Below are 11,951 nucleotides of genomic sequence, written 5' to 3'. Positions count from 1 at the left end.
CCGTACCGGCAGTCGTTCGGGAACCGACCCTACCAAGCCGGCCGCCGGCCCCGGTAGGGTCGCATCCGGATCGACTGTCGTTGGCGGTGAAGGCCTCTTTGGGGCATGACCCCGGACGAAGGCACTGCTTCGGCCATGGTCCTGCGTCCCAGCACCGATCGGCCGTACCGGCAGTCGTTCGGGAACCGACCCTACCAAGCCGGCCGCCGGCCCCGGTAGGGTCGCATCCGGATCGACTGCCGTTGGCGGTGAAGGCCTCTTTGGGGCATGACCCAGGACGAAGGCGCTGCTTCGGCAATGATCCTGCGTCCCAGCACCGATCGGCCGTACCGGCAGTCGTTCGGGAACCGACCCTACCAAGCCGGCCGCCGTCGCCCTGGTAGGGTCGCATCCGGATCGACTGCCGTTGGCGGTGAAGGCCTCTTTGGGGCATGACCCCAGACGAAGGCGCTGCTTCGGCATGATCCTGCGTCCCAGCACCGATCGGCCGTACCGGCAATCGTTTGGGAACCGACCCTACCCGGATCGCCTCTGATCGACTGCGGCAACCCCCAATGGTGGCGCCCGACCTGCCGTCTTCACCGGCACCAACGGCGCGCCCGCCTAGGCTGGGCTTTCCCCCAACGGAGACCTCCCCATGGCCGAAGTGAAGATCGCGGTACTGGTTGGCAGCCTGCGCAAGGGCTCGCACAACAAGGCGCTGGCCCATGCGCTGGAAAAACTGGCGGCCGGCAAGGCGCGTTTCGAGTATGTCCAGATCGGCGACCTGCCGCTCTATGACCAGGACTTCGACAAGGACTATCCCGCCCAGGGCGTGCGCCTGAAGCAGCAGATCCGCGACGCCGACGCGGTGCTGTTCGTCACCCCCGAATACAACCGCTCCATCCCCGGGGTGCTCAAGAACACCATCGATCTGGGCTCGCGCCCGTATGGCGACAGCGCCTTCGCCGGCAAGCCGGCTGCCGTGGTCGGGGCCTCGATCGGGGTGATCGGCACCGCGCTGGCCCAGCAGCACCTGCGCAATGTGCTGGCCTACCTGGACATGCCGGTGCTGGGCCAGCCGGAGGTGTTCCTGCACTTCAAGGACGGCCTGATCGACGAGGCGGGCAACATCGCCAACGAGGGCACGCAGAAGTTCCTGCAGGGCTTCATCGACCGTTTCCTGGCCTGGATCGCTACCCACGGCAGTCAGCATTGAGCCGGGTGCTTCTGCGATAATGGCGCCGGACGCACGACCGGCGGTCGTGCGACACGCGCGGCGATGCATGCCCGCCATGCAGGTATGCCCAGCTCATCCACCGCTTATCCACAGGGTTGTGCATGGCTGTGGCGGTCGCTCCGTGCCTACCATGCCCCATGCTCCGCACTGCAGGAAGTACGCCCCGACATGTCCGCCCGCTCTGGCTTCCGTTCCGACCGCAAAGATCGCGGTGACCGCTTCGACCGCGACGAATCGCGGATCGACCAGCTGCGCGTGCCGCCGCATTCGATCGAGGCCGAGCAGGCGGTGCTGGGCGGGCTGATGCTGGCCCCGGAAAGCTACGACCGGATCAACGACCAGCTGACCGAGACCGACTTCTACCGCCGCGACCACCAGATGATCTACCGCGCGATCCGCGAGCTGTCCGACCGCGACCGCCCGTTCGATGCGGTGACGCTGGGCGAGTGGTTCGAATCGCAGGGGCGGATGGAGCTGGTCGGTGATGGTGCCTACCTGATCGAACTGGCCAGTACCACGCCGTCGGCGGCCAATATCGCCGCCTATGCCGAGATCGTGCGCGACAAGGCGGTGCTGCGCCAGCTGATCCAGGTCGGCACCGACATCGTCAACGACGGCTTCCAGCCCGAGGGCCGCGAAAGCAGCGAGCTGCTGTCGGCGGCGGAAAAATCGGTGTTCGCCATCGCCGAGCAGGGCGCGCGCGGGCGCACCGATTTCGTGGCCATGCCCGGCGCGCTGAAGGACGCCTTCGAAGAGCTGCGCAACCGCTTCGAGAACGGCGGCAACATCACCGGCCTGCCGACCGGCTACACCGATTTCGATGCGATGACCTCCGGCCTGCAGCCGACCGACCTGATCATCCTGGCCGCGCGTCCGGCGATGGGCAAGACCACCCTGGCGCTGAACATCGCCGAGTACGCCGCGATCAAGTCCAAGAAGGGCGTGGCGGTGTTCTCGATGGAAATGTCGGCCTCGCAGCTGGCGATGCGCCTGATTTCCTCCAACGGCCGCATCAATGCCCAGCGCCTGCGTACCGGCCAGCTGGAAGACGAAGACTGGAGCCGGGTCACCGGCGCGATCCGGATGCTGAAGGAAACCAAGATCTTCATCGACGACACGCCGGGCGTGTCGCCGGAAATCCTGCGCTCCAAGTGCCGCCGGCTCAAGCGCGAACACGACCTGGGCCTGATCGTGATCGACTACCTGCAGCTGATGAGCGTGCCGGGCAACAGCGAAAACCGCGCCACCGAAATCTCGGAGATCTCGCGTTCGCTCAAGGGCCTGGCCAAGGAGCTGAACGTGCCGGTGATCGCGCTGTCCCAGCTCAACCGCTCGCTGGAAACGCGTACCGACAAGCGCCCGGTGATGGCCGACCTTCGCGAATCGGGCGCTATCGAGCAGGACGCGGACATGATCGTGTTCATCTACCGCGACGATTATTACAACAAGGAAACCTCGCCGGACAAGGGCCTGGCCGAGATCATCATCGGCAAGCACCGAGGCGGCCCGACCGGCTCGTGCAAGCTCAAGTTCTTCGGCGAGTACACCCGCTTCGACAACCTGTCGCACGATTCGGTCGGTTCGTTCGAGTAGCGCCGAAGGCGCTACGGTAGTGCCGGCCGCTGGCCGGCTCCTATGGGAACTGTCATCGTGCAGAGCCGGCCAGCGGCCGGCACTACCGTTTCATCGGCTTATTACCGGTTTCGTCGCAGAACGGTTGCATCGTGCCCGGACAGGGCGCGATGGTGTTATGCGGGCGGCGGGGTGCCGCCGACGGAGACCGACGATGAAAACCCTGTTCGCGCTGGGCGTGTGGTGCCTGCTGCTGGTGCTGTGCTGGCCGCTGGCGATCCTGGCCCTGCTGGCCTGGCCGCTGGTGTGGCTGGTCAGCCTGCCGTTCCGCCTGGTCGGCATCACCTTCTCGGCGCTGTTCGCCTTCCTGCGCGCGCTGTTGATGCTGCCGGCACGGCTGCTGGGCGGCGGCGGCCGGCCGCTGGCGGCCTGACGGCGCCCTGGTAAAGTCGGTTCCCAAACGACTGCCGATAGTGCCGATCACCGCGGCGAACGCATGGCCCCAACCGGAGATAAGCATCGCTTCGTTCATTGTCATGCGTTACCGGGCGCGGGAACGCCGTCGGCAGTCGTTTGGGAACCGACCCTACCAGGGCATCCAGCCTCCGGCGATGGTCCGTGCGTTCGTGGTACTTCGTTCGCCCACAAAAAACCCCGCCGAGGCGGGGCTTTTCGTTTTCAGGCAACGCCGGCCAGCGGCCGGCACCACCGAAGGCTCAGTTGGCCTTGTGGATCGCGCGCTTGCTCACGGCCATGGCCGCGTCGTGCACCGCTTCGGACAACGACGGGTGGGCGTGGCAGATGCGCGCCAGGTCGTCGGCCGAACCGTTGAACTCCATGGTCAGCACGCCTTCGTGGACCAGCTCGGACACGTTGGCGCCGACCAGGTGCATGCCCAGCACGCGGTCGGTCTCGGCATGCGCCAGCACCTTGACGAAGCCGGCCGGCTCGATCATGGCCACGGCGCGGCCGTTGGCGGCGAACGGGAAGCTGCCGGCCTTGTACGGAATGCCTTCGGCCTTGAGTTGCTGCTCGGTCTTGCCGACCCAGGCCAGCTCCGGCTCGGTGTAGATGACCCACGGAATGGTGTCGAAGTTGACATGGCCGGGCAGGCCGGCGATCAGTTCGGCCACCGCGATGCCTTCCTCGAAGCCCTTGTGCGCCAGCATCGGGCCGCGCACGCAGTCACCGACCGCCCACACGCCGTCCACGCCGGTGTGGCAATGGTCGTCCACCTCGATCTGGCCACGCTCGTTGATCTTGACGCCGGTGCCTTCGGCCAGCAGGCCCTTGGTGGCGGCGCGGCGGCCGACGGCCACCAGCAGCTTGTCCACGATCAGGCTCTTTTCGCCTTCGGCATCGGCGTAGGTCAGGGCGACTTCCTTCTTCTTGCCCTTGCCGGTCACTTCGGCCTTGGAAACCTTGGCACCCAGACGGATGTCCAGGCCCTGCTTCTTGAATTCCTTGGCGGCGGCCTTGGCCACTTCGGCATCGGCGGCGGCCAGGAACTCCGGCAGCGCTTCGAGGATGGTCACTTCCGAACCCAGGCGCTTCCACACGCTGCCCAGTTCCAGGCCGATCACGCCGGCGCCGATCACCGCCAGGCGGGCCGGCACTTCGGTGAAGTCCAGGCCGCCGACGTTGTCGACGATGGTGTCGCCGTCGAACTTGGCGAACGGCAGTTCGATCGAGTCCGAGCCGGCGGCGATGATCACGTTGGTGCCCTTGAGCTCGACGATGGAACCGTCATGCTGGGTGACCTTGACCACGTTGCCCGGCTGCAGCTCACCAAAGCCGTAGTAGGCGGCGACCTTGTTGGCCTTGAACAGCATGCCGATGCCGCCGGTGAACTGCTTGACGATCTTGTCCTTGCGGCCAACCATCGCTTCGACGTCGATCTTGGCATCCTTGAAGCTGATGCCGTGGTCGCCAAAGATATGGCCCATGTTCCAGAACTGGCGCGAGGAATCCAGCAGCGCCTTGGACGGGATGCAGCCCACGCGCAGGCAGGTGCCACCCAGGGCCGGCTTGCCGTCCTTGCCCAGGGCGGCGTCGATGCAGGCGGTCTTCAGACCCAGCTGCGCGGCGCGGATGGCGGCATGGTAGCCGGCCGGGCCGGCACCGATGACGACGACGTCGAATTGTTCAGCCATTGATAGTTCCTTGTTGCATTCCCGAGCTTCGGTCGAAGCCGGTGGCGCGCAGGCGCCGGGGGGAGAGCAGGGGTCGCACCCTGAAACCAGCACCCCTCCGCGCAGGCGCGGAGGGGGGGCGGGTCTTACAGGCCGAACAGCATGCGGCCGGGGTTTTCCAGCTGGTTCTTGATGTCCACCAGGAACTGCACCGAGTCCTTGCCATCGATGATGCGATGGTCGTAGGACAGCGCCAGGTACATCATCGGCGCGATCACGACCTGGCCGTTCTGGGCGATCGGGCGTTCCTTGATGGCGTGCATGCCCAGGATGGCGCTCTGCGGCGGGTTGATGATCGGGGTGGACAGCAGCGAACCGAAGGTGCCGCCGTTGGTCACGGTGAAGGTGCCGCCCTGCAGTTCTTCCAGGCTCAGCTTGCCGTCACGGGCCTTCTTGGCGTAGTCGGCGATGGTCTTTTCGATGTCGGCGAACGACATGCGCTCGACGTTGCGCAGCACCGGGGTGACCAGGCCCTTGTCGGTCGACACGGCGATGGAGATGTCCGAGTAGCCGTGGTAGATGACGTCGTCGCCGTCGATGGAGGCGTTGACCAGCGGGAAGCGCTGCAGCGCGTTGGCCGCGGCCTTGACGAAGAAGCTCATGAAGCCGAGCTTGATGCCGTGGGCCTTGACGAACTCGTCCTGCAGGTCCTTGCGCGCGGCCGAGACCTTGGACAGGTCGACCTCGTTGAAGGTGGTCAGCATGGCCGTGCTGTTCTTGGACTGCATCAGGCGCTCGGCGATGCGCTTGCGGATGCGGGTCATCGGCACGCGTTCTTCCGGACGCGCGCCACCGGCCTTGCCGGCGCCGCCGTTGCGGGCGAAGTTGACGATGTCTTCCTTGGTCACCGCGCCATGGCGGCCGGTGCCGGACACGTCGGCCGGGTTGACGCCTTCGGTGATGGCTGAGAAGCGCGCGCCCGGGGGCAGGGCATCGGCAGCGGACTTGGCCGCCGGTGCCGGCGCAGCGGCGGCAGCCGGTGCAGCAGCGGCCGGCGCGGCCTCGGCCTTCTTCTCTTCGGCAGCCGGGGCCGGGGCAGCAGCCACGGCGCCTTCTTCGATGACGGCCACGACCTGGCTGGAGGTCACGGTGGCGCCCACCTCGAACTTGATCTCCTTCAGCACGCCATCGACCGGCGAGGGCACTTCCAGGACGACCTTGTCGGTTTCCAGATCAAGCAGGTTTTCATCGCGCTTGACGGCATCGCCAACCTTCTTGTGCCAGGTGGCGATGGTGCCGTCGGCGACGGATTCGGGCAGTACCGGGGCTTTGACTTCGGTGGCCATGCGGGAGCTTCCTGGTTTGTCTTTTCTAGAATGAGGGGGAGAGTTATTCAGCGACCGAGTCGTTGAACGGGTTGACCAGGGCATCGGCGATCAGCTTCTGCTGTTCGATGATGTGGTCAGCCATGTGTCCAGCGGCCGGCGATGCCGAACGGGCGCGACCTGCGTAATGGATGCTCTGGCCATCGGCCAGGCAGGCCTGCAGGTGGTGGCGGATCTGGTACCAGGCACCCTGGTTCTGCGGTTCTTCCTGACACCACACCACATCGGCCGCCTTGCCGTACTGCTTCAACTCCGCGGCCAGGGCCACGCGCGGGAACGGGTACAGCTGTTCGACGCGGATGATGGCCACATCGTCCTGGCCACGCTTGGTCTGGTCTTCCAGCAGGTCGTAGTAGACCTTGCCCGAGCACAGCACCACGCGCTTGACCTTACTGGCAACCGCGCCGGCATCGCCGATCAGGTGCTGGAACTGCCCGTTGGCCAGCTCGTCCAGGCTGGACACGGCCAGCTTGTGGCGCAGCAGCGACTTGGGCGACATCACTATCAGCGGCTTGCGGGTGGTCATGCGCATCTGGCGACGCAGCATGTGGTAGGCCTGCGCCGGGGTCGACGGCACGCACACCAGCATGTTCTCCAGCGCGCACAGCTGCAGGAAACGTTCCAGGCGCGCCGAGCTGTGTTCCGGGCCTTGCCCTTCGTAACCGTGCGGCAGCAGCAGGGTCAGGCCGGTGATGCGGCCCCACTTGGCTTCGCCGGCAGCGATGAACTGGTCGATCACCACCTGGGCGCCGTTGGCGAAATCGCCGAACTGGCCTTCCCAGATGCACAGGGTGTTCGGATCGGTGGTGGAGAAGCCGTACTCATAGGCCATCACCGCTTCTTCGCTGAGCAGCGAATCGATGATGGTGGCCTGTTCGGGCGACTGCACCAGCTGGCGCAGCGGCAGGTAGTAGTTGTCGGTCTTCTGGTCGTGCAGGATCGCGTGGCGGTGCGTGAACGTACCGCGGCCCACGTCCTGGCCTACCAGGCGCAGGCTGTTGCCTTCGTCCAGCACGGTGGCGTAGGCCAGGTTCTCGGCAAAGCCCCAGTCGCCCGGGATCTCGCCGGCGGCCATCTTGCGGCGGTCGTCGTACACCTTGGCCACGCGCGAATGCAGTTCCACGCCTTCGGGAATGGTGTTGATCAGCGTGGCCAGCTGCTTGACCTTGTCCATCCCCACGGCGGTGGAGACCTCATCGGACAGCTTGCCGTTGAGCAGCTTGGGCCAATCGACGTACATTTTGCTGGTGGCCGGGGTCTTTTCGACCTGGGCCAGCTCGGTGGTCACTTCGCCGGCATCGAGCTTGTTGCGGTAGGCATCGACCAGCGCCTTGCCACCGTCGGCCGGGATCACCCCGGCCGCTTCCAGCTTGGCCGCGTACAGCTCGCGGGTGGTCTGGTGCTTGCGGATCACCTGGTACATCAACGGCTGGGTGATCGCCGGTTCGTCGGCTTCGTTGTGGCCCCAACGGCGGTAGCACATCAGATCGATGACCACGTCCTTGGCGAACTTCTGGCGGAACTCGAAGGCCAGCCGCGCGGCGAACACCACCGCTTCGGGATCGTCGCCGTTCACGTGCAGCACCGGCGCGGCGATCATCTTGGCCACGTCGGTGGCATAGCGCGTGGAGCGCGTATCCAGCGGATTTGAGGTGGTGAAACCGACCTGGTTGTTGACCACGATGTGCACCGTGCCACCGACGGCGAAGCCGCGGGCCTGGGACATCTGGAACAGCTCCATCACCACGCCCTGGCCGGAGAAGGCCGCATCGCCATGGATCAGGATCGGCATCACCTGCTTGCGCGCGGTATCGCCGCGGCGCTCCTGGCGCGAACGCACCGAGCCGGCCACGACCGGGTCGGCGATTTCCAGGTGCGACGGGTTGAAGGCCAGCGCCAGGTGGACCGCGCCGCCGGGGGTGGCGATGTCGGCCGAGAAGCCCATGTGGTACTTCACATCGCCGGCCGAGGCATGGTCGTCGTGTTCGAACTTGCCTTCGAATTCGTCGAACAGCTTGCGCGGGCTCTTGCCCAGCGTATTGACCAGCACGTTCAGGCGGCCGCGGTGGGCCATGCCGACGACCACGTCCTTGACGCCATCCTTGCCGGCGTCGCGGATGATGGTGTCCATCATCGGGATCAGCGCATCGCCGCCTTCCAGCGAGAAACGCTTCTGGCCGACGTACTTGGTGTGCAGGTAGCGTTCCAGGCCCTCGGCCGCGGTCAGGCGTTCCAGGGTGCGGCGCTGGGTCTCGGCATCCAGGTTGTAGTTGCCCCCGGCCGTTTCCAGGCGCTGGTACAGCCACTGGCGCTGTTCGACCTCGGAGATGTGCATGAACTCGGCACCGATCGAGCCGGTGTAGGTCTTCTGCAGGCGCTCGAGCAGGTCGCGCAGTTTCATCCGCGGCTGGCCGGCGACGCCACCGGTGCTGAATTCGCTGCCCAGGTCGCTGTCGGACAGGCTGTGGAACGGCAGCCCCAGGTCCGGCGGGTTGGTCGGCGGGGTCAGGCCCAGCGGGTCCAGGCGGGCACCGAGGTGGCCACGCGAACGGTAGGCAGTGATCAGGCGGCCGACATTGCGCTCGCGCTCGTCGCCGGCACCGGCGGCAGCGCCGCTGTTGGCCGCGTTCTTGGCGGCCTCGGCAATGTGGGCGATGACGGCCGAGTGCGGAATGTCACCGGCTTGGCGGCCCTCAAAGCCGTCGAAGTAGGTCTTCCATTTGGGATCGACACTGTCCGGAGAAACGAGGTACTGCTCGTACAGATCCTCGATATAGGAGGCGTTGCCGCCGGCGAGCTGCGAAGACTGCGCAAACTGCTTCAGTAGATTGTCCACGATGGAGTGTCGGATTCGCTTGTGGGGTAAGGCTTCGGTGATCCGGCAGGCAAAGATGAATAGCACTGCGCGGGCGGTAGCTAACTCGCCAAATTGTACCCCCATCGGGACAGGAAGGGGCAGCACCGGGCCGGTGGCGGGAACCGCGGTGTCATTCCCAGACAGGTTCGGGCCGGTGGCGGGCTACAGCCCGATTGCGCGAAGTTCGCCGCATTCACGCGAACGTTCCCATACGCGCTGCAAACCGTCCTGCAACGGCCGCGAACGTGCTGGCAGCGCCAGCCCGGCTTCGCCGTCGAAACGGTGCCCACCGAGACGAAAGTAGTAGTCGCCGGCATCGTTGAGCAGGCAGGCCGAGGCCAGCGCCTGGTCGACCGGGTCGCTGACCTGGCGCAGCCGGAACACGCTGGGCAGGCGCTGCAGCAGCCCCAGCAGGGGCGAGCCGGCGCGGGCGATGGCGCGCGCGTCATGCACGATCAGCCAGGCCTGCTTGGGATGGCGGGCGCTGCCGAAGCGGCGCAGCGCCTCCAGCACCGGGGCGGCATCGAGCAGCCCCGGGTCGAGCTGGTGGCTGTGGATCCACAGCCGGCGGCGGGCGCGGTGGACCACGGCGGTGGTGATCGCCAGGGCCTGTTCGGCGGTGGCGATGTTGACCGCACCGGCCAGCACCCGGCGCATGCCCTGGTGGGCGATGCCGGCCTCCTCGAACACCGCGCCCTGGGGCAGGAAGCCCTGGCGGGTGTAGAACACGCGGGCCGGCAGCTGGGCGTGCAGGCTCACTTCGGCCCGGCCGGCGGCCCTTGCCGCCTCGACCAGGGCCAGCAGCAGCGCCTCCCCGACGCCCCGGCCGCGCCAGGGCGCCAGCACCGCCATCCGCCCGATCCGGCCGTCCGGGGTCAGCCGGCCGGCGCCGATCGGCTGGCCGTGCGCGTCGCTGGCCAGCACGTGCACGCTGGTTGAGTCCAGCGCGTCGGCCTCCAGCTCGGCCGGCACCAGCTGTTCCTGCACGAACACGGCCTGCCGGACCCGGTGCAGCGCGGCATGCTGCGCCGGGTAGGGGACCACCGCGACCTGGAAACCGGACCCGGCCATGCTCACTGCCGCGGGGGGCTGTCGTCGTTGTCGTCGCTGTCGTCGAAATCGACGACGACTTCGATGCCGTCCTCGTGGATGTTGACTTCATGCACGTCGGCCTGGGTGTCCTCGGCGTCGATGACCTCCACCGCGTCGGTGCCGTCGATGATTTCGTATTCGGCCACGTCGCCGTCGTTGTCATCGAAGTCGTCGTCCAGCAGCTGGTAGAAGCCGCCCTGGACCAGGGCCTGCACCGCGTCGCGGCCCTTGGCCGAGAGCTTGCGGTACAGGCCGGCGCCGAACTGCTCGGTGCCGGCCAGGGTCTGCGCGTCCTTGACCGGCAGGGCGAACTCCAGCCCGCTGCAGTACAGGCTGGCACCGCGCTTGGCACGGCGCCAGGCCACGCGCGCCCAGGGATGGCGCTGCAGTTCCAGGCCGGCGCCCAGCGCGGCTTCGATCTCCTCGCGCGGCAGCGGCTGGCCGGGCGCCATCACCTCGCCGGCGGCGCGGTAGGTGGTGATGAAGCGGCCGAACCAGTCGCCGAGCTTGTCCGGATCATTCATGCGGATGGCGTTGAGCGCCTCGACCACGCGGTTCATCGCCACCACGTCGATTTCGTTCGGATCTTCCGGGACCTTCAGGTCCGGATCCTGGTAGCGGATGGACTCGTCGGCATCCATGATCAGGGTGTCCAGATAGTCGCTGATCAGCTCGGCCGAGGCTGGCGCGCGCATGCCGAACGAGAAGGTCAGGCAGGGGTCTTCGGCCACGCCGTTGTGCGGCACGTTGGGCGGCAGGTAGAGCATGTCGCCCGGGGCCAGCACCCAGTCGTGGGTGGGCTTGAAGCGGCGCAGCAGCTTGAGTTCGACGTCGTCGCGGAAGTCCAACGGCGGGCGCTTGCCCTTGGTCGATTCGCTGGCATCGATCTGCCAGCGGCGGTGGCCGTGGCCCTGCAGCAGGAACACGTCGTACTGGTCGACGTGGGCGCCGACCGAGCCGCCGGTGGCGGCGAAGCTGATCATCACATCGTCCATGCGCCAGCGCGGCAGGAAGTCGAAGTGGCCGATCAGGGCGCGCACGTCCGGGTCCCACTTGTCCACGTCCTGGACCAGCAGGGTCCAGTCGTGGTCGGGCATGCCGGGGAACTCTTCTTCCTGGAACGGGCCGCTGCGGACGGTCCAGCCGTCGCTGGCGCGGTCGTGGCTGATCAGCCGCGACAGCGCGCCTTCCTCGCAGGCCAGGCCGGCCAGGTCTTCGGGCTGGACCGGGCTCTGGAAATCGGGGAAGGCGGCGCGGATCAGCAGCGGGCGCTTCTGCCAGTAGTCGCGCAGGAAGGTGGCCGCGGGCATGCCCAGCGGCAGGCCCGGGCGGGCCTGGATTTCGATGACGGGGGTCTTGGTCTTGCGGGCAGCCATGGGGGACATCCTTGCAGCGTGTAGACGGGAATGCGGGGCGCGGCCGTGGCCGGCGCGTACCGGGCTATTGTCCGCTGGTTGAGGGGGGATGTGCACCTGCGCCGGTATGTCGCGGCAGACGGCGCTGGTGCGCCGGGCAGTGGTGGTGCTGGTCTCCGCCCGGGGTCATGCCTTCGCCGCGATGATTGGCGTCATCGGCAGTCGATCGGGGATGCGCCCCTGCCAGGGGGTGTTGACGCATGCGGAGGCGGCCCTGGTAGGGTCGGTTCCCAAACGACTGCCGGTGGCGCTTCCGCGCCCGGTAACGCATTGCGACGA

8 protein-coding genes are annotated in these 11,951 nt (G+C 67.0%); 3 read left to right on the top strand and 5 right to left on the bottom strand.

What is annotated here, in order from left to right:
- Positions 1–637 precede the first annotated feature (637 nt).
- From IC535_RS18540 to IC535_RS18530, 3 genes are all read left to right on the top strand, one after another.
- Complete coding sequence (locus IC535_RS18540; RefSeq protein ID WP_228887706.1) at positions 638–1,198, top strand: NADPH-dependent FMN reductase; 561 nt, start codon at positions 638–640, stop codon at positions 1,196–1,198.
- A 189-nt stretch (positions 1,199–1,387) separates the two neighbouring features.
- Positions 1,388–2,812, top strand: coding sequence for a replicative DNA helicase (locus IC535_RS18535; RefSeq protein ID WP_228887707.1), 1,425 nt, complete (start codon positions 1,388–1,390; stop codon positions 2,810–2,812).
- A 193-nt stretch (positions 2,813–3,005) separates the two neighbouring features.
- Entirely contained in the window at positions 3,006–3,224 is a 219-nt protein-coding gene (locus tag IC535_RS18530) for a hypothetical protein (RefSeq protein ID WP_228887708.1), read from the top strand.
- Positions 3,225–3,507: 283 nt separating this feature from the next.
- Here the strand turns inward: IC535_RS18530 and lpdA are convergent, their stop codons facing one another.
- The 5 genes from lpdA to IC535_RS18505 form a co-directional block, all read right to left on the bottom strand.
- Positions 3,508–4,944 (bottom strand): dihydrolipoyl dehydrogenase, encoded by a 1,437-nt coding sequence (gene lpdA, locus IC535_RS18525; RefSeq protein ID WP_228887709.1) that lies wholly within the window; start codon positions 4,942–4,944, stop codon positions 3,508–3,510.
- Between the two features lie 125 nt (positions 4,945–5,069).
- Positions 5,070–6,269: a dihydrolipoyllysine-residue succinyltransferase gene (sucB, locus tag IC535_RS18520; RefSeq protein WP_228887710.1), complete on the bottom strand. Its 1,200-nt coding sequence runs from the start codon at positions 6,267–6,269 to the stop codon at positions 5,070–5,072.
- A gap of 43 nt (positions 6,270–6,312) precedes the next feature.
- On the bottom strand, positions 6,313–9,144 hold the full coding sequence (locus IC535_RS18515) for a 2-oxoglutarate dehydrogenase E1 component (protein ID WP_228887711.1): 2,832 nt from the start codon (positions 9,142–9,144) through the stop codon (positions 6,313–6,315).
- Between the two features lie 183 nt (positions 9,145–9,327).
- The gene (locus tag IC535_RS18510) at positions 9,328–10,236 is read right to left on the bottom strand and encodes a GNAT family N-acetyltransferase (RefSeq protein ID WP_228887712.1); all 909 of its coding nucleotides are present in this window, start codon (positions 10,234–10,236) and stop codon (positions 9,328–9,330) included.
- A 2-nt stretch (positions 10,237–10,238) separates the two neighbouring features.
- Positions 10,239–11,633 (bottom strand): cupin domain-containing protein, encoded by a 1,395-nt coding sequence (locus IC535_RS18505; RefSeq protein ID WP_228887713.1) that lies wholly within the window; start codon positions 11,631–11,633, stop codon positions 10,239–10,241.
- Positions 11,634–11,951 lie beyond the last annotated feature (318 nt).

The organism is Stenotrophomonas rhizophila (assembly GCF_020857975.1).
Lineage (GTDB): Bacteria > Pseudomonadota > Gammaproteobacteria > Xanthomonadales > Xanthomonadaceae > Stenotrophomonas > Stenotrophomonas rhizophila_C.
This window is presented reverse-complemented; position numbering and strand designations above follow the sequence as displayed.